Annotated in this window: 14 protein-coding genes; 1 reads left to right on the top strand and 13 read right to left on the bottom strand. The window is 66.1% G+C overall.

All coding sequences use genetic code 11. The features are described 5' to 3' along the window. Positions 1-2: 2 nt before the first annotated feature. From FFS21_RS29355 to FFS21_RS29340, 4 genes are all read right to left on the bottom strand, one after another. Complete coding sequence (locus FFS21_RS29355) at positions 3-1226, bottom strand: MFS transporter (RefSeq protein ID WP_137928201.1); 1224 nt, start codon at positions 1224-1226, stop codon at positions 3-5. 194 nt (positions 1227-1420) lie between these two features. Beyond that, on the bottom strand, positions 1421-1771 hold the full coding sequence (locus FFS21_RS29350) for a GFA family protein (RefSeq protein WP_137928200.1): 351 nt from the start codon (positions 1769-1771) through the stop codon (positions 1421-1423). A gap of 13 nt (positions 1772-1784) precedes the next feature. Next, a complete protein-coding gene (locus tag FFS21_RS29345) occupies positions 1785-2204 on the bottom strand; it encodes a GNAT family acetyltransferase (RefSeq protein ID WP_137928199.1) in 420 nt (139 codons plus the stop codon). 203 nt (positions 2205-2407) lie between these two features. Further along, positions 2408-6001, bottom strand: a complete 3594-nt coding sequence (locus FFS21_RS29340) for an indolepyruvate ferredoxin oxidoreductase family protein (protein WP_137928198.1) — start codon at positions 5999-6001, stop codon at positions 2408-2410. A 311-nt stretch (positions 6002-6312) separates the two neighbouring features. Between FFS21_RS29340 and FFS21_RS29335 the strand changes: the two genes are divergently transcribed. Next, positions 6313-7623 (top strand): NYN domain-containing protein, encoded by a 1311-nt coding sequence (locus FFS21_RS29335; protein WP_137928197.1) that lies wholly within the window; start codon positions 6313-6315, stop codon positions 7621-7623. 107 nt (positions 7624-7730) lie between these two features. On the opposite strand, the gene gspF is transcribed toward FFS21_RS29335, so the two are convergent. The 9 genes from gspF to gspI form a co-directional block, all read right to left on the bottom strand. Continuing rightward, positions 7731-8948, bottom strand: coding sequence for a type II secretion system inner membrane protein GspF (gene gspF / locus FFS21_RS29330; RefSeq protein WP_137928196.1), 1218 nt, complete (start codon positions 8946-8948; stop codon positions 7731-7733). A gap of 14 nt (positions 8949-8962) precedes the next feature. Next, complete coding sequence (gene gspE, locus FFS21_RS29325) at positions 8963-10438, bottom strand: type II secretion system ATPase GspE (protein WP_137928202.1); 1476 nt, start codon at positions 10436-10438, stop codon at positions 8963-8965. A 70-nt stretch (positions 10439-10508) separates the two neighbouring features. Next, positions 10509-12911: a type II secretion system secretin GspD gene (gene gspD, locus FFS21_RS29320; protein WP_137928195.1), complete on the bottom strand. Its 2403-nt coding sequence runs from the start codon at positions 12909-12911 to the stop codon at positions 10509-10511. A 34-nt stretch (positions 12912-12945) separates the two neighbouring features. Then, positions 12946-13752, bottom strand: coding sequence for a type II secretion system protein N (gene gspN, locus FFS21_RS29315; RefSeq protein WP_137928194.1), 807 nt, complete (start codon positions 13750-13752; stop codon positions 12946-12948). Further along, positions 13752-14330, bottom strand: a complete 579-nt coding sequence (locus FFS21_RS29310) for a type II secretion system protein M (protein WP_137928193.1) — start codon at positions 14328-14330, stop codon at positions 13752-13754. The genes gspN and FFS21_RS29310 overlap by 1 nt, the downstream gene beginning before the upstream one ends. Next, a complete protein-coding gene (gspL, locus tag FFS21_RS29305) occupies positions 14327-15907 on the bottom strand; it encodes a type II secretion system protein GspL (protein ID WP_137928192.1) in 1581 nt (526 codons plus the stop codon). Before gspL ends, FFS21_RS29310 begins: the two co-directional genes overlap by 4 nt. 250 nt (positions 15908-16157) lie before the next feature. Then, positions 16158-17168 (bottom strand): type II secretion system minor pseudopilin GspK, encoded by a 1011-nt coding sequence (gspK, locus tag FFS21_RS29300; RefSeq protein WP_137928191.1) that lies wholly within the window; start codon positions 17166-17168, stop codon positions 16158-16160. Beyond that, on the bottom strand, positions 17165-17929 hold the full coding sequence (locus FFS21_RS29295) for a PulJ/GspJ family protein (protein WP_137928190.1): 765 nt from the start codon (positions 17927-17929) through the stop codon (positions 17165-17167). Before FFS21_RS29295 ends, gspK begins: the two co-directional genes overlap by 4 nt. Next, a complete protein-coding gene (gene gspI / locus FFS21_RS29290) occupies positions 17907-18266 on the bottom strand; it encodes a type II secretion system minor pseudopilin GspI (RefSeq protein WP_249359735.1) in 360 nt (119 codons plus the stop codon). The genes FFS21_RS29295 and gspI overlap by 23 nt, the downstream gene beginning before the upstream one ends. Positions 18267-18301: the final 35 nt, after the last annotated feature.

Here is an 18301-nt window from a genome sequence, read left to right as displayed (position 1 = left end):
CTTTATGCGACGGCGGCGTCCTGCCGCAGCAGGCCGCGCTGGTGCAGCGCGTAGGCAAACGCGCCCAGCGCGCCGAGCGCCAGCGCCACCATGACCCACAGCATGAGCCAGTAGCCGCCAGCGGCACGCCAGAGCAGCGCGCCGAACCATGGCGCTGCGGCCTGCATCAGCAGCACCGGGGTCATCATTAACCCATTCAGCGTGGCGTAGTGATGACGCGAGATCAGTTCGGGCATCGCCATCGCGCGCAGCATGGTGTTCACACCGTTGGCGATGCCGTAGCAGATGGCCGCGACCATGAGCCAGTAGCCATGGCCGAGCGTCAGGCAGAGCAGGCCCACGCTCATGACCACGTAGACGGGCATCGAGAGGCGCACCGGCTGGTTGATTGGCAGCCGTGCCATGGCCAGACGCCCAGCTACCTGCGCGGGGCCGATCAGCGCGGCCACGATCAGTTGCTGCCCCACTGGCATGCCTTTCTCGGTCAGCATCGGAATCAGGTGTGCGCCGAGCAGCGAGGCAATCACGGCGGTGGCTGTAAAGGCGGCGACCACGGCCCAGAACACCGGCTCGCGCAGCGTGGCGCGCGCAATGCCCTGCGAGGCGGGCGAAGCGCCGCCGGGAAGCGGCGTGCCGGAATAGGTGGCATGCACGGCGTAGCGCAGGCGGGCATGGAGCGGGGCGCAGACGAACAGGTTCAGCGCGGCGAAGATGATCAGCGTCTCGCGCCAGCCCAGATGCAGCACTAGCCATTGTCCGATCGGAATGAAGATCGTGCTGGCGAAGCCGGCGAACAGCGTCACCTTGACGATGGGCTTCTGGTAGCTGTCGCCAAACGCCTGCCTCAGCACCACGAATGCGGGTTCATAGAGCGTGGAAGCCATCGCCAGCCCCAGCGGAATCCACATCAGCAGGAACACGGTTGGCGACGGACACCACGCCCACAGCAGCAGACCCGCAGCTGCGAGCACCGAACCCCAGCCCATCACCTTGCGCGCGGGCACGCGGTCCAGCAGGCGACCCACGGCGAACGAACACATCGCCCAGACCAGCAATCCCAGTGAGAAGCCACCCGCGAGGAACGGTTTGCCGAAACCCAGTGCCTGATGCATGGGTTCCAGAAAGACCGTGAACGTGAAGTAAAGCGTGCCCCAACTGATGATCTCGGTAATGCCGAGCGTCCAGATGATCTGGCGAGGGGAGAGGTGCGGGGCAGTGGCGGTCATGGCGCGCCCGGCGCTTTCGGGGGCGCCGGTGAGCGAGGCGGTCAAGGAAGCAGAAATTGTATCGGTGCCGCCTCCTCAGCGGGAAACCAATTCAGTGGGTGCTTAAGGGGGTGTCGTCGGCGCCGGATGGATCGAATATCCATGACATGAATTTAATCTCGATAAAAATCGCCACAGATATTCGTCATAGATATTTACTTGTGCGCGCCGTCGTAGTCGATCACCTTGATCGTGGTGAGATCCAGTCCATCGAGACACCGGGCATTGATTGCCGCCGTAGGCGTGCCTTTTGGATCGGTCGCTTCGGAGTACGGGCCGACACCGCAGGTCGGACAGAAGCGGTGTGCGATCTTCATCGTGTTGAAGCGATAGGTGGATGCGTTGGCGTCCGGCGTCTTCAGCCGGAAATCCGTCATCGGCACGAACCAGAGCAGATGGCCCCGACGGCGGCACATCGAGCAATTGCATTGCAGCAATTGCGTGATTTCGCCATCGGCTTCGAAGGCGATCTGGCCGCAGTGGCAACTGCCTTGGTACGTGGTCATAGGGGGTCTCCGATCAGTGGTCAGGAATCAGACGCTTGCCCAGGCTCACTGCGGCGTCGCGGCCATAGCCGAGCCGGTCGTAGAACGCGAGCACCGCGTCGTTGGTCTCGCGCACCAGCAGGTTGATCTTGGGGCAGCCGCGTTCGATCAGCAGGGCTTCGGCGCGGGCCATCAGCATGCGCCCGTAGCCACGACCCTGCAACGCCGGATCGACCGCCAGGTAGTAGACCCAGCCGCGATGGCCGTCGTAGCCGATCATCGCCGTGGCGATGACGCGTCCGTCGATTTCGCCGATCTGGAACAGTTCCGGCTGCGTCGTCAGCTTGCGCGCGATGTCCTTGTGCGGATCGTTCCACGGACGGGTGAGGCCGCAGGCTTTCCAGAGTTCGACCACTGCGGATTCATCGGCGGGGTGATAGGGGCGGAGTTGCATGGTGATGCTGGGGAGGGTTGGGCATCACAGTGTAGCGACGTCAGATGAAGAGTGAACCGCTGGCCCTCTCCCCCGGCCCCTCTCCCGCTTTGCGGGAGAGGGGAGCCAACCGGGAGCGATCGAACCGCCCGTGGTGTTCTCCCCTCTCCCGCAAGCGGGAGAGGGGCGGGGGAGAGGGCCAGCGCATCAAATGCTACAGAGAATCAAGCCGCCCGCGCCCCAGCCTGCGGATCCCGAAACACCCCCAACAACCGCGCCCACTTCCCACGCGCCGCCACCAGGTTGTTCTCCTTCACATGCCCAAAGCCGCGAATATCGTCCGGCACATTAGCCAGTTCGACAGCCGTGCTGTGGTTCGCCGCCGTCAGGCCGCCAGAAAGTTCATCGAGCAGCGCCCGGTACTCACCGATCAGCGCGCGTTCCATACGGCGTTCCTCGGTACGACCGAACACGTCCAGCGGCCCACCGCGCAGGCCCTTGAGCTTGGCCAGGATGCGGAACAGCTTCATCGTGGACGGACCGAAGCGGCGCTTGACCAGATGTCCCTTGTCATCGCGCTTGGCCGTGATCGGCGGCGCCAGCCAGAAGTTGATCTGGTAGTCACGGCCCGGTTCGCCTTCGAACTGCGCGCGCAGCTTGTCGAGGAAGAGCGGGTCGGTGTACAGGCGCGCCACTTCGTACTCGTCCTTGTAGGCCATCAGCTTGGCGAGATTGCGCGCCGCAGCTTCTGTCAGCGGCAGGGGTTTGCCAGCGCCGACCAGCGCGCTCTCGGCAGTGCGGACGCGCTGGATGGCATCGCGATATCTGGACGCATAAGCCGCATCCTGATACTTGGTCAGCAGCTCCACGCGATTGGCGATCAGCTTCTCCAGCAGCGCGCCCGACGATGTCGGCAGCTTCACCACATCGGCGCCTTCGGTCTGCGTCTTTAGCTTGCCCGTCAGCGACAGCACATGATCCGGGTCGTGTGCCATATGGCGACCCCAGTCGAACGCAGCCTTGTTCTTGTCGACCGACACACCGTTCAGTTCGATGGCGCGCTCCAGCGCCTCGAGCGACAGCGGAATCCAGCCCTTCTGCCACGCATAGCCCAGCACCAGCGGATTCGTGTAGAGCGTGTCGCCCAGCAGCGCCACGGCCAGTGCGCTGGCGTTGATGAAATCGCATTGATCGCCCACGGCGTTGCGGATGTCCTGCTCTGCCGAGAGACCCGGGAACTGCCACTTCGGGTCCTTGATGAACGCAGCGGTCGGCGTCTGCGCGGTGTTGACGATGGCGCGCGTGCGGCCATGCTGCGTCTTCGAGATGACATCGTCGGTGGCCGAGACAATGGCGTCGCAGCCGATGACGAGATCGGCCTCGCCCATCGCGATCCGCGTAGCGTGCAGGTCCGAAGGCTTGTCCGCGATCTGCACGTGCGAGAGCACTGCGCCACCCTTCTGCGCCAGACCCGCCATGTCGAGCACCGTCACGCCCTTGCTTTCCAGGTGCGCGGCCATGCCGAGCAGGCCGCCGATCGTCACTACGCCGGTGCCGCCCACACCCGTGACAAGGATGCCGTACGAGCGGCGCATCGTCGGCAACTGTGGCAGCGGCAGTTCAGGCAGGCCAGTCATCGCGATGCCCGTGGCCTGAGGCTTGCGCACCTGCGCACCTTCCGCCGTGACAAAGCTCGGGCAGAAGCCGTTCAGGCACGAGAAGTCCTTGTTGCACGAAGACTGGTTGATCTGCCGCTTGGTGCCGAGTTCGGTTTCGAGCGGCTCCACGGACAGGCAGTTCGACTTGACCGAGCAGTCGCCGCAACCTTCGCACACTGCATCGTTGATGAACGCGCGGCGTGCCGGATCGGGGAACGTGCCGCGTTTCCGACGTCGACGCTTCTCGGTGGCGCAGGTCTGGTCGTAGATCAGGATCGTGCAGCCTGGCACCTCGCGCAATTCGCGCTGGATGGTATCGAGTTGGTCGCGATGATGAACGGTCAGCCCTTCCGGCAGCTTGATCGCACTGTTGTACTTCTCGGGCTGATCCGTGACGATGACGATCTTCTTCGCGCCTTCCGCCGCCACCTGATAGGCGATGTCCTGCACCGAAAGCTGGCCGTCCACGGGCTGGCCGCCCGTCATCGCCACCGCATCGTTGTAGAGGATCTTGTACGTGATGTTCACGCCCGCCGAGATCGACGCGCGAATCGCCAGCAGCCCCGAGTGGAAATACGTGCCATCGCCAAGGTTGGCAAAGACGTGCTTGTCACCGGCAAACGGCGCCTGGCCGATCCACGCCACGCCTTCGCCGCCCATCTGGCTGAAGGTGCTGGTGCTGCGGTCCATCCACACCGTCATGTAGTGGCAGCCAATACCGGCCAGCGCACGCGAACCTTCGGGCACGTTGGTGGAGGTGTTGTGCGGGCAGCCCGAGCAGAACCACGGCTTGCGCTCGGCGGTCACGCGCGGTGTGGCCAGCGCTTTTTCCTTGGCTTCGATCACGGCCAGCCGTGCGGCAATGCGCGCGCGCACGTCGCTGGGCAGGTCGAACTTGTCGAGTCGCGTGGCGATAGCCTTGGCGATGATCGCCGGGGATAGTTCGTAGTGCGCCGGCAATAGCCAGTTGTTCTGCGGGATCGACCATTCGCCGCCCGCGTTGTCGCGCTCGTCGAACTTGCCGTAGACCTTGGGGCGCACATCGTCGCGCCAGTTGTACAGCTCTTCCTTGAGCGCGTACTCCATGATCTGGCGCTTTTCCTCGACGACGAGGATTTCCTGCAGCCCCTCCGCAAACGCACGCGCGCCGTGTGCCTCCAGGGGCCAGACGCAGCCCACCTTGTACAGGCGGATGCCGAGCTGCGCGCAGGTCGCGTCGTCGAGTCCCAGGTCGGACAGTGCCTGGCGCGTATCGAGATATGCCTTGCCGGCAGTCATGATGCCGAAACGCGCGTGCGGCGAATCGATCTCGATGCGGTCGATCTTGTTCGCGCGGACATAAGCCAGCCCCGCGTACCACTTGAAGTCGAGCAGCCGCGCTTCCTGTTCGAGCGGCGGATCAGGCCAGCGGATGTTCAACCCGCCCTGCGGCAGGATGAAGTCGTCGGGCAGCACGATCTGCACGCGATGCGGATCGAGTTCGACAGAGGCTGACGACTCCACCACATCGGTCACGCACTTCATCGACACCCATAGGCCCGAGTAGCGGCTCATCGCCCAGGCGTGCAGGCCGTAATCGAGATACTCCTGCACATTGGACGGATAGAGCACCGGCAGCCCGCACGCCTTGAAGATGTGCTCGGACTGGTGTGCCAGCGTGGAGGATTTTGCGGAGTGGTCGTCACCGGCCAGCACCAGCACACCGCCGTGGCGGCTCGAACCGGCCGAGTTCGCATGCTTGAACACATCGCCCGTGCGATCCACGCCAGGGCCTTTGCCGTACCACATGCCGAATACGCCATCGAACTTGGCGTCCGGATACATGTTCACCTGCTGCGAACCCCATACCGACGTGGCGGCGAGGTCTTCGTTCAGCCCGGCCTGGAACACCACGTTGTGGGCGGCCAGGTGCTTCTTGGCCTTCCAGAGCGATTGGTCGAGCGCGCCGAGCGGCGAGCCGCGATAGCCGGAGATGAAACCGGCGGTATTGAGGCCGGCGGCGCGGTCGCGTTCCTGCTGCAGCATCGGCAGGCGCACAAGGGCCTGCGTGCCGCTGATGTAGATGCGGCCACGCTCAAGCGTGTATTTGTCTTCGAGGGAAACGTTTTCGAGCGCGCGACGGATAGCGTCGCTGACCGGGGCGGTCAGTGGGGCATTCATATGTGCTCCTCTGGGGGGCGTGCTGTCGGGATCACCGATACATCAGTTATAGGCAACTGTTGGCCGCTTCTTGTGGAAGCGTCGAACAGCCGTGTCTCTGCGAGCGATGGTAGCACCGGCGTGCAGACCACGGTACCGTGCGATGCAGCATAAAACGGGCCATATGCCCCCGTGATTTCCCGTATACCGTTGGGCTGCCCGTGTACACTGCGGTGCATCCAAATGGCGCACGCCGACTGCTTTGTGGCGTCTGTGCGTCACACCGCCGGGCCCCCTCCATGGTGCAACCCGGCCCTCAAGAAGAACCGACCATGAACAATTCTCCCCGCCAGGGTGCGACCCTGGCCGTCCTGATCGACGCCGACAATGCAGCGCCCGCCATCGTCGAAGGACTGCTGGCCGAAGTGGCCAAATACGGCGTGGCCGCCGTGAAGCGGATCTACGGCGACTGGACGCGCCCGAACCTGTCGGGCTGGAAAGACCGCCTGCTGGCGCACTCGATCCAGCCGATCCAGCAGTTCCGCTACACGGTAGGCAAGAACGCCACGGATAGCGCGATGATCATCGATGCGATGGACCTGCTCTACACGGGCCGCTTCGATGGTTTCTGCATCGTGTCGAGCGACAGCGACTTTACGCGCCTGGCCTCGCGCATCCGCGAGCAGGGCCTGACCGTCTACGGTTTCGGCGAGCGCAAGACGCCCAAGCCTTTCGTGACCGCCTGCGACAAGTTCATCTATTCGGACGTGCTGCGCGCGGCCGATACCGATAACGATGCAGACGGAGACGCCGATGCGGCCACCGCCCCGGCCCGTCGCCGCAGCACCCAGGAACTGCGTCAGGATTCGCGGCTGGTGCGCCTGCTGCAGAGCGCCTCGCAGGCCGTGTCCGACGAGGACGGCTGGTCCACGCTCGGCGGCATCGGCAACTACATCGCCAAGCAGGTGCCGGAGTTCGATTCGCGCAACTACGGCTACGGCAAGCTGTCCGAGCTGGTGACGGCTACCAACCTGTTCGAGGTGGAAACCCGCAACGGCGGCAACAACAAGACGATCTGGGTTCGGCTGCGCAAGCGGAACAAGGGTGAGGGCCAGCCGGTGGCGCAGCAGGCGCCGCAGCCTGTGGCACAGCAACCGCAGCAACCTCAGCAGCAACCCCGCGCCCACCAGCCGAAGCCCGCCCCGCAGCCGCCGGCGCAAACCGTCGCCCAGCCTGTGCCGCCGATCGAGACGCCGGCCCCGGTGGTGAAAATCGACGCCATCCCCGAACCCGCGCCTGCGCTGTCAGCCGATATCGAGGAAGAACGTGCAGGCTCGGCTTCGACGCTGATTGCGGAAACCGTGGAGCCGGTGGAAGAAGAACCCAAGGCACGCGGCAAGCGCACCCGCCGTCCCGACGTGACGCTTAGCGACACGCCGTGGCCAATCGACCAGTCGGTGTTCTCGGCTCCGGGCACGACGGTGCTGTCGGCCAAGGCAGAGCCGGAAGTCGTGGAAGCTGTTGTGAAAGAAGTGCCGGTGGAGGAAGCAGCACCGGCTGAAGAAAAGAAGCCGGCAGCGAAGAAGAAGGCTGCACCGCGCAAGCGGGCGCCTGCAAAGAAGAAGGTAGTGGCGCAGGAATAAGCTCGGAGCGACTCGGCCCCTGTCGGTTCGCGCCCCTCTCCCGCACGGCGGGAGAGGGGCTGGGGGTGAGGGCCAGCGCATCGTCTGCCGCTGGCGCCTATCCCCGCCTATCGCACCAACTGATTGATCTCGATAATCGGCATCAGTACCGCGAGCACGATCAGCAGCACCACCACACCCATCGTCAGAATCAGCAGCGGCTCCAGCAGGCTGGTCAGGAACAGCGTTCGACGCTCCAGTTCCTGGCCTTCGCCCGTAGCCGCCCGCTCCAGCATGATCGGCAGGTTGCCGGTGGCTTCCCCCGAACGAATCAGATGCACCAGCACCGGCGGAAACTGGTTCTGCGCGGCCAGTGCGCGCGCCAGTGAGGCGCCTTCGCGCACCCGCGTCGTCGCATCGTCGACGTTGTTCTTGAGCGCGACGTTCGTCAGCGTTTCTCCAGCGGCTTGCAGGCTGCGCAGGATCGGCACACCGGCCGATACCAGAATCGCGAGCGTGCTGGCAAAGCGCGCGGTGTTGTAGCCGCGGATCAGCTTGCCGATCAGCGGCGCGGTCAGCAGCCAGCGGTGCCACGACAGCTTCACGTCCGGCTGCTTGAGCACGCTGCGTATGATCGCCGTGACCACCGCAATCGCGGCGATGCCCGCCCACCACCAGTTACGCACGAAATCGGACAGCCACAACATGACGATCGTCAGCGTGGGCAGCTTCTGCTTGGTGTTGGCGAAGACGCTGACCACCTGCGGCACCACATAAGACAGCAGGAAGATCACGATGGCGAATGCCACCACGGTGACGATGGCCGGATAGGTGAAGGCAAGGCGGATCTTCGACGTCAGCGTATTGCGCGTCTCGATATAGGTCGCCAGCCGCTCCAGCACCACGCCAAGGTGGCCCGAGTGCTCGCCAGCAGAAACCAGCGCGCGATAGATGTCCGGAAAATCCTTCGGATGCTGCGACAGCGCCACGGACAGCGAACTGCCGCCCATGACTTCCGCGCGGATACCGGCGAGCAACTCGTGCACGTACTGGCGCTCGGCCTGATCGGCCAGCGCGCCCAGCGCCTCGTCGAGCGGCAGGCCCGACACGATCAGGCTCGCAAGCTGGCGAGTGAACAGCGCCTGCTCCTGCGTGGACAGCCGGCGCACGAACATGCCCTGGCTGCCGCGCTTGGCGAGTCCGGCACCGGCCAATGGATCGACGGAAATCGGCGTCAGGCCGCGCGCCCGCAACTGGGTGCGCGCCTGCTTGGGACTGTCGGCCTCGATGACGCCGCGGTCGGTGCGGCCGGTGGCGTCAGCGGCTTCGTAGCGAAAGGCGGGCATGCGGCGTCAGGTTCCTAATCGCGCGTCACGCGCAGCACTTCTTCCAGCGACGTGGCGCCGCTCTCGATCCAGCGCTGCGCATCGCGACGCATGGTGTGCATGCCCTTGCCGAGCGCCACCTGCTTGATTTCGGATTCGGGTTGCTGGCGATGGATCATCGTCTGGATCTCGCTGTCCACGGTCAACAGTTCATAGACGCCCATGCGGCCCTGGTAGCCCGAGTGGCCGCACTTGTCGCAGCCCACGGCGTGCCACACGCGCTGCAGCGGCTTGCCTTCGGCCTGCAACACATCGGCCTCGCCCGGCGTGACTTCGATCACTTCCTCGCGCTTGCAGTGCGGGCACAGGCGCCGAACCAGACGCTGCGCCAGCACGCCGAGCAGCGACGACGACAGCAGGAACGGTTCGATCCCCATATCCACCAGACGCGTCACGGCGGAGGCCGAATCGTTCGTGTGCAGCGTAGCCAGCACCAGGTGGCCCGTCAGCGATGCCTGGACGGCGATCTGCGCAGTCTCCAGGTCGCGGATTTCACCGATCATGACCACGTCCGGATCCTGCCGCAGGATCGCGCGCAAGGCTTTGCCGAACGTCATGTCGATACGCGGATTGACCTGCGTCTGGCCGATGCCGTCGAGGTCATACTCGATCGGATCTTCCACGGTCATGATGTTCGTCGTGTGCGAGTCAAGCCGCGACAGCGCCGCATAGAGCGTGGTCGTCTTGCCCGAGCCGGTCGGGCCGGTCACCAGCACGATGCCGTGCGGCTGGCGCACGAGATGATCGAAGCCGCCCAGTGTGCCGGGTGCCATGCCGAGCTTTGCGAGATCGAGCCGGCCCGCTTCCTTGTCGAGCAGACGCAGCACCGCGCGTTCGCCATGACCGGTCGGCAGCGTCGAGACCCGCACATCCACCGGACGTCCGCCCACGCGCAGCGTGATACGGCCATCCTGTGGCAGACGCTTCTCGGCGATATCGAGCTGCGCCATGATCTTGATCCGCGAGATCAGCGCGCCGTGCAGCGCCTTCTTAGGTCGCACCACATCGCGCAGCGTACCGTCCACACGGAAGCGCACCACCGATGCCGATTCGAACGGTTCGATATGGATATCCGATGCCTGCTCGCGCGCCGCCTGCGTGAGCAACGCGTTGATCATGCGGATGATCGGCGCGTCGTCTTCGGATTCGAGCAGGTCTTCCACGGCGGGAATGTCCTGCATCAGCCGCGACAGGTCTACCTCGCCTTCGACTTCGCCCACGATCTGTGCCGCCGAGCCGTCCTGGCGGTTATACGCATCGGACATCGCCGCTTCCAGCGCGGGCTGCTCCAGCACGCGCAGATGCAGCGCGCCATGCACGCGCGCCACCTCGGCCAGTGCCGCCGGCGAGGTCTTGCGGCTCACCCAGACTTCGAGTCCGTCCGGACGCTGGTGCGCCACCAGCAGGCCGGCATCGCGCGAGAACGCGTACGACACAAGCCGCGCCGCCATTGGCGACGGGGCTTCGAGAGGCGCTTCCTGCGGCGGTTGCGCGGCGAGTGTTTCGGTCGTCATGCGTGACTCAGCTTTGCGGACGTGCCGGCTTGGCGAACGACTGGTCGTTCAGCGACAGCGGACGCGGCGGCTGCTGCGATGGTTGTTGCGACGGCGGCACCGATGGTTGCTCCGGCGCGGCCGGCGGCGTGGGGCTGAGTGGCAGCGGACTCTGCACGGGACCGTTGTAGCGCGGATCGACGAACGGCGCACCCGGGGAATCGGCAGGCGGCAGTACCGGCGTGTCCTTGTCCCGTACCAGCATGTTAGGCGAGACGTAGCCCTGCTGCTGACCGCGCATGTACTCGTAGCGGTCCTGCGTCAGGCGATCCGTGGCGGCTGCCGTGCGCATCACGTACGGGCGCAGGAACACCAGCAGGTTGGTTTTCTTGCGGTTCTTGTTCTCGTAGCGGAACAGCGAGCCGATCAGCGGAATGTCGCCCAGCAATGGCACCTTCTGCACGCCGTCGCCGTAGCTGTCTTCGATCAGGCCGCCGAGCACGATGATCTGGCCGTCATCGACCAGCACATTGGTCTCGATCGAGCGCACGTTGGTGGTGGGACCCGACGTGAGGTTGATCGTGTTGGCCACCACCGACGAGGATTCCTGGTAGATCTGCATCTTGACCAGCCCGCCTTCGGAAATCTGCGGCCGCACGCGCAGCGTGATGCCGACGTCCTTGCGGTCGAAGGTCTGGAACGGCGACACGCTCGATGAGCTGCCCGTCTGCGCGTAGGAGCCGGTCGTGATCGGAATGTTCTGGCCGATCAGGATCTTGGCTTCCTCGTTCTCCAGCGTGATCAGGTTCGGCGTGGAGAGCAGGTTCACGCTGTCGTTGCTGCCCAGCGCGCGCACCAGCGCACCCAGGCCCGTCGAACGGTTCAGCACACCCACGTTCAGGCCGCCGATGTCCGGCACGATCTGCTGCGCCGCCGCAATGCCGGCCGTGGCGTTGTTGTTGTAGAGCAGGCCCGCCAGGCTCAGGTTCAGGATGTTGGCGCCGCCCGAGGCGAAGTTGGTGCCCGCGAAGCCGATGGTATTGCCGGTGGCGTTGACCAGGCCCTGCCACTGGATGCCCAGTTCGCTGGCCTGCGAGGCCGTGACCTCGACGATCATCGATTCGATGTAGATCTGGGCGCGACGCGCATCCAGGTCGTCGATCACGCCGCGCAGGTTGCGGTAGACGGGCTCGCTTGCGGTGATGATCAGCGAATTGGTCGACGGGTCGGCCTGGATGATGCCACCCGTGGTGGGCTGCTGGTTCACGGCGAACGACGACGAGAACGCGTTCGAACCGCCACCGCCAAAGCTCGACGAACCGCTGCTGCCGCTGCGGCCATAGCCGCTGGTCGAGCCGCCCGTGTACTGGCCGGACTGCTGCATCGACGTATTCTGCGAGGTGGCGCCCGCGGCGCCGGCAATGCCACCGGCCTGCCCGCCCTGGGTCGAGGTGGAGAAGCTGCTGTCAGCCGCCACGATGGCGCGCAGCGTGGCCGCGAGCTTGGTGGCGTCGGCGTTCTTGAGCGGCACCACCCAGATGTTGCCGCCGCGTGCATAGGGCTGGTCGATCTTCTCGATCAGGGCGCGTGCCTGCTGCACACGGGCACGGCTCGATGCGCGGATCATCAGCGAGTTGCTGCGCGGCTCGGCCACCACGGTGGTGCGCAGCGATGCATCGCCGCCCGGCGCAGCACCGGCGCCGCCGGCTGCCGACGGGTCAAGCAGCTTCTGCAGGACCACGGCGGCATCGCTGGCCACGGCGTTCTTCAACGGGATCAGTTCCACTTCGCCCGATGCCGGCGCATCCACCGCCGCAATGATGCGGGCCAGGCGGCGCAGGTTGTCGGCGTAGTCGGTGATGACCAGCGTGTTGTTGGCCGGGTAGGCGGTGATGGTGTTGTTCGGCGCGATCATCGGCCGCAGCACCGGTACGAGGTTGTTGGCCGACTCGTAGTTCAGCCGGAACACCTGCGTCACCACCTGATCGCCCCGGGAGCTACCCGCGCCGATGACCGTGGGCGAGCCCTGGAGCTTGGCGTCGGCTTCCGGCACCACCTTGGTGAAGCCGTTCGAGTCCACCATCGCGTAGCCCTGCATCCGCAGCACCGACCCCAGCGTTTCCAGTGCCTGGGCGCGCGAGACCGGCTGTTCGGTCACCAGGCTGACGGTGCCCTTCACGCGCGGATCGATCACAAAGTTCTTGCCCGTGGCCTGGCCCACCGCCTTGACCACCGATTCGAGATCGGCGTTGACGAAGTTCAGCACCACCTGGTCGCGGTTGTTGCGCGGTGTAATGTCGTTCGGCTGCGGCACCTGCTGGGGCTGCTGCGCCCAGAGCGGCGCGGGCGCCAGCAGGGAGAGGCCGCACAGCAGCACAGTGGCGCGTGCGCAGGCGGTACGGAAGAAAGAAGGGTGTGCTTGCGTTTTCATCGTCGGTTCAAAGCTCGCTCTGTTGCCGTGAGGCTCAGAAGCGCAGCCTGGTCACGTTGTTCTCGGTTCGGCCCAGCAGGCCCAGCAGGCCCGCCAACTGGGTTGCCGCATCGGGGTCGGCGCGTGCCGTACCTTCGAAGCGTGCCTGCCGGCCCAGCGTGCCGCTGCCCTCCAGGTACAGCGGCCCACTCAGGGTTTTCAGTTGCAATTTGCCATCGGCGCCGGCCAGGTCGATATCCGCGCGGTAACTGCCCAGCGGACGCAGACGGCTGACGGCGGCGGACATCTGATCGAGCTGCACGCTCAGATGCCCGGACTTCTGGTTGCCGGTAAATCTGCCCTGCAGTGCCGACCAGTCCACACGCATCGCGCCGTCCGGGCGCAGGGTGTTGAAGGGGGCGCCAATGCCTTCCAGCATCGAGGCCGGCAGCCGGATACTGCCCGATTCCACCGTCCAGCCCGCAGGCGTAACGGCCAGCTTGACCGGCGCGGCCATGGCGGCGTCCTGGAACACCACCACCCGCAAGGTACCCGTCAGCAACGGCCAGAACGCCACATCCCAGTTCAGGCGGCCGGGCAGCACCGTGGCGGTCTGGCTGCCGGCACCGGCCGTCAGCGCGAGCGTGGCGCTACCGTGCCAGAGCGTGCCTGCCGCATCGGCCAGCAGGACCCGCCGCTGCGTGTCCGTGGCGATGCGGTCGGCCATCCATGTAGCCGGCAGGGACGCGACGATCGTCACGACAACCGCCGCCAGGCCGAGCATGGCCCAACGCAGCCGTTGCCAGCCACGCGGCGCGCGCGCCTGTCGGCGAGCCAGTCGCAATGCTTCCAGCCGTGCCATCAGTTACGGCCGCCGGCGCCCGGACCCTGCAGGGTGGCCGTGACATTCACCAGCGCCGTGGCGCCGACATAGCTGATTTTCGCGTCCGTGACCTTGAGCCGCTGCTGCGCCCTGACATCCTGCAGCCAACTGGTCACGGCGCCAAAGGCGGCCTTGTCGAGCTGAATCTGCACGGCGCTTTCGCCTGTGGGCGCGAGTCGCGTGGCCTTCAATCCGTGCTGGGCGAGGCTGTCTTGCAGCGCCTGCGTCAGCGCATCGCCGCGCAGCGACGGCGCCGGGCTGGCCTGCAAACCGCGTGCTTCCTGCGCCAGGGTTTCCATTTCGGCCAGGTCCGCGCGCTGGACGGGCAGGTGGCGCATCAGACGATCACGGCCCGTGGCAGCCGGTTCCCACAGCACGAGGTAGCCGAACACCAGCACCAGGACCAGTGCGCCGCCACCCAGGATGGCCTGTTCGCGCGGATTGCGGGCGTTCCAGAATGTGTCGAAGCGCTCGCGCCAGGCATCGGGCACGCGCGGGCGCAGCCGGCCCAGACGGGCAAAGGCGGGGGAGGAGGTCGAACGATTACCGAACTTCATGCGCCGGCCCTGCCTTCAGGCTTGCCGCCGACGCTGCCTGTGGCGGCTTCCCGTTTCACGGTCCAGCGCGATCCCGGCGGCGTCGGAGCGCCACCGGCGCGCACCGTTGCGTCGGGCGGGTTCTTGTCTTCGTCCATCTGCAGACCCACTTGGCGCGCGGCGGTACGCAGCGCGCTGGTGTTGGTGCCCGGCTTGAGCGTGACGTACAGCGTGCCGGCGCGGTAATCGAGTTGCAGCAGCGCATCGGGCGGGAGATCCCGGGCTGCGCGTGCGAAGCCATCCGCCAGCGGCAGGAAATCGCTCGGCGTGCTTCGGCCGCTGGCGGTACGCAACTGTTCGATCTGGCGACGCATCAGCAGCGGCGGCTCGGCCACGGGCGGCACATTGGGGAATGCGGTGTGCAGGAGGTCGATCTGCGCGGCATCGATCCGCTTCGACTCCTGGCGCAGCATGAACCACTGCACGTTCATGCCGATGATCTGGACGATCAGCAGCGCCACGGCCAGGGCCACTGGCGCGCGCCAGGCGCGCAGGTTCCAGCGGTCCATGCGGCCCTGGGCGAACTCGAACTGCGCCAGGTCAAGTTGCGGCTCGCGCAGGCACGCTTCGGCGCCGACGAGCCAGATGCGCCATGCATCGGAAATCCTTGAGGCACGCGGCGCGGCGCGCGTCTCGCGCAAGGCCGGCACCGGCGCGTGTGCCTGGGCCGTCTTGTCGCCATGCCAGTGTCCGGCCGGGGCCAGCACCTGCCAGGCGGCCAGCGCCTGATCGTTGAGTAGCAGTCCGTAGCCATCGTACGGGCCCGTGCGGACGGTCAACTGCCAGAGGCGGGCCGATTCGGCCGCTGCCAGGGCAGGTGCCGAGGTGTCCAGCAACGATGCCGACTGGGCCAGCGCCGAGACCGCAGCTTCCACCACCAGCGTGGCGGGCTGCAGGGATTCGTCTGTGGTGGCGGGAATGACAGGTGCGGCGGGAGCGGCGGGGCGGGGCGCAGGCGCGGTGTCGGCGCCACCGGCCAGCACCGGCTCGGCGGCGGAAGACTCGGCTGCGGCGGCCTCGGGCGCCAATTCCAGTGGTTCGGCCAGCGGCAGGCAGAGCTGCGCGGGCAGCACGCTGCGGCGGCGATGCTTGTGTTCGGCAAACTGGTCGAGTGCGGCGCGCAGCCACGCGCGGTCCGTCACCATCAGCAGACGGCGACGCGCACCGCGTGCCGAGGCGGCTGGGTCCAGCGCCGGCCCCAGGGCGATATGGCACGGCGCCGCATCGGTGGCGAGCATGTCCTCGACCAGATTGGGCAGCGCCAGACGCAATCGGGCGGGGGGCAGCGGGGGCACCATGGCGGCCGTCAGCAGCACATCGCTGGCGGCGACGATCAGCACCAGGCGGTCTGCGGCGGGCATTTCGGCGGGTACGGCGTGGCCTTCGCGCAACAGCTCGGGGGCTGGCGGCAGGCCGGTTCGCCGGCTTTTGTCTCCTGCCGTGGCGCGTACCAGCGCAAACGGCATCGTCCCGAATTGCCACGGTTGCGGCTGGTCATGCGGCCGGTGCGGCAGGCGGACGTAGAGCGTGGTACTCAAGATTTCCCTGTATGCAGTGGACGATATTGCGCTGGCGGCAGGAGTGGGCCCGACGGCCGCCAGCATCCGGGGTACGGCAGGGCTGGCGAAGCAAGGGGCCTGGCCGCAGGTTGCTGCAGCTGTCCGGGCTGGCGCAGCAGCATACCTTGCCTGTGTGACCAACGTGCGTCAATAGTGACTCGTCCGATTTTGGAGGAGGTTGATTCCTACGTCGCGCCCCACAAAAATTGGCTTGCCGTACGGCCCCGTTTTAGCGTTGCTCCGGCATGGCATCGGCATCGCGCACCCAGATGACTCGGGTGGTATTGCCGCTACCGAGCACATCGCTGCGGCGTACCAGCGACACCTTGAGGCGCCGCGCACGGTCGTGCCGGACCAAACCGTAGATCAGGAAATAGTGGGTGCGCACGTCCAGCGCATCGGTGGCCGACCCGGCCTGCGGCGCAATGGACTGGAGCTGCGTGGTCACGTCGCCGGTGTTGTTGAAATAGGCGCGGTCACGCTGGCGCACCAGTTCGCGCGCACGGTCGATGGACAGCTTGTCGATCACGGCCGAGAGCACTTCGGCGTCCGCGGTATTAGCGTTGACCTTGGTGCGCTCGGGCAGAACCGTCACAAAGGGTTCCAGCACCGCCACCATCTGCGGCGAGTAACCGGGGATGGCCAGCAGGTCTTCGACACTGTCCGGCGTCCGGGGCGCGGGTTGTCCGTTGGCGGAGACGCCCTTGGCGGCACGCAGAAAATACTGTGCAGTCGGCTCCGCCAGCGCGGCGTTCATGCCCAGCGTTTGAAGCAGTCGTCTGAAGGCCGCCAGGGAAGTCTGGTCGATATTGGCGACGCGGACCCCGCCTTCGGCCGTCCACAGATAGAGGTTGGTCAGGTTGAACCGCGCCTGCGCATCCAGGATGCGGCCCGACACGAACGAGGTTTCGCCAGCCTGGTCCGTGCTCACGCCCGTGCCGAGGAAATCTGAAAGACGCGTCTCCGCCACCGGCACAGACCATGGCTCACCGATGTAGTCCACCTGTGAGCGGCGCTGATCGTCACGCAGGATCAGCCGGGACCAGTCCACGGCGGCGCGCTCGATCCATTCCGCCTGGGCCATCAGGCGCTGGTTCTCGATCGAACGGATCTGTACTTGCTGGCGCCAGAGCAGGCCGGAGACGATAACTACGGCCAGCGTGACCATGAGCAGCGCGGTCACCACGGCGGCGCCCGACTGGCGTTGGCGATGCTCGGGAATCGCGATGCGCCGGGTCATGACGTCCCCGTCATGCAGACTTTCTGGAACTGGCGCGTGGCGCTGCCCTCGCTCATGCGGGCAAAGACATTGAGTTCGATGGCGCGAATACTCACGCTGTCGGAGTAGGCGCCGCCCTCGGACTGTGCACTGGCCTGCGCATCGCTGGCGGATTGCGCGGCGGCGGCACTCGCCGCATCGACCATCACACTGGCCTGCCGCAACGCCGTGCGCACGCGTCCCGAGTCCACCAGCCAGCCGGCTGGCTCCACCCAGGCGCGGGCCGAAAGCTGGTCGGCGTCACTCAGCAGTGGGCGCAGCTGCAGACCCTGGCTGTTGGCTTGCCGCAGTGACAGGATTGCCGATTGCACTTCGCTGCGGGTGCTGGCGGGCCGACTGGCGGCGCGCACGATCGTGTTGCCGTCGAGCCGATAGGTCACCACCTGCCAGGCCGGCGCCTGGCCAGCGTCGCGGCGGTCGCGCACCATCAGCAACTGGTTGGGCGCCAGTTCGACGGGACTCGTATCGAGCTGGGCGGGTTTGGCGAGGTGTTCGCAGTCGGACTGGAACTGGCCGTAGAGCACTTTCAGCGCGTCGAGGCGTGCGTCGTGCTCGGTCAGCCGCTCGCGGCTGCGCGTGAGCGAATCGAGTGCGCGCCATCCGATCACCGCCATGACCGCCAGTAGCGTGATGGCTACCAGCATCTCCAGCAGCGTGAAACCGCGCGTGGGGGATGCGCCGCGCCGCCTGCGCGATCGATCAGAGAACATTGCGCGTTTCATTGGGGACCAGCGTGACCAGCCAGGCCAGCCGTACGGACTTGTCCGTCGCCGATGGGAAAACCGCGATTTCCACGCGGCGGAACGATGGGTTTGGCGTGCCCGACACGGTTTCCTGGCAATACAGCGGCACGCCGCCCTGCGGGCATTCGTAGCCGCGCGAACCGGGCTCTGGCCACGTCCTGGACAGCCGCAGCGTGGCCAGATGATTCTCGGCGCTGAATTCGGCCAGCATGCGCTGCTGTAGCGAGGCGCTGGATTCAGTCATCGAACCCATTGCGCGCATGGCGGCAGTCAGCGCCACGGCCAGGATGGTCAGGGCAACGAGTACCTCGATCAGCGTAAAGCCGGGCGGGTGGGGGCGGTGGGCTCGGC

The sequence above is a fragment of the Cupriavidus sp. 2SB genome (genome assembly GCF_005503625.1).
Classification (GTDB): domain Bacteria; phylum Pseudomonadota; class Gammaproteobacteria; order Burkholderiales; family Burkholderiaceae; genus Cupriavidus.
The sequence above is the reverse complement of the archived record's forward strand: the minus strand, read 5'-3'. Positions and strand labels throughout refer to the sequence as shown.

Bases quoted from the DNA above. Each gene is read 5' to 3' on its own strand.
- FFS21_RS29355 (WP_137928201.1), bottom strand. From the start codon at position 1,226: ATGACCGCCACTGCCCCGCACCTCTCCCCTCGCCAGATCATCTGGACG.
- FFS21_RS29350 (WP_137928200.1), bottom strand. From the start codon at position 1,771: ATGACCACGTACCAAGGCAGTTGCCACTGCGGCCAGATCGCCTTCGAA.
- FFS21_RS29345 (WP_137928199.1), bottom strand. From the start codon at position 2,204: ATGCAACTCCGCCCCTATCACCCCGCCGATGAATCCGCAGTGGTCGAA.
- FFS21_RS29340 (WP_137928198.1), bottom strand. From the start codon at position 6,001: ATGAATGCCCCACTGACCGCCCCGGTCAGCGACGCTATCCGTCGCGCG.
- FFS21_RS29335 (WP_137928197.1), top strand. From the start codon at position 6,313: ATGAACAATTCTCCCCGCCAGGGTGCGACCCTGGCCGTCCTGATCGAC.
- gspF (WP_137928196.1), bottom strand. From the start codon at position 8,948: ATGCCCGCCTTTCGCTACGAAGCCGCTGACGCCACCGGCCGCACCGAC.
- gspE (WP_137928202.1), bottom strand. From the start codon at position 10,438: ATGGCGGCGCGGCTTGTGTCGTACGCGTTCTCGCGCGATGCCGGCCTG.
- gspD (WP_137928195.1), bottom strand. From the start codon at position 12,911: ATGAAAACGCAAGCACACCCTTCTTTCTTCCGTACCGCCTGCGCACGC.
- gspN (WP_137928194.1), bottom strand. From the start codon at position 13,752: ATGGCACGGCTGGAAGCATTGCGACTGGCTCGCCGACAGGCGCGCGCG.
- FFS21_RS29310 (WP_137928193.1), bottom strand. From the start codon at position 14,330: ATGAAGTTCGGTAATCGTTCGACCTCCTCCCCCGCCTTTGCCCGTCTG.
- gspK (WP_137928191.1), bottom strand. From the start codon at position 17,168: ATGACCCGGCGCATCGCGATTCCCGAGCATCGCCAACGCCAGTCGGGC.
- FFS21_RS29295 (WP_137928190.1), bottom strand. From the start codon at position 17,929: ATGAAACGCGCAATGTTCTCTGATCGATCGCGCAGGCGGCGCGGCGCA.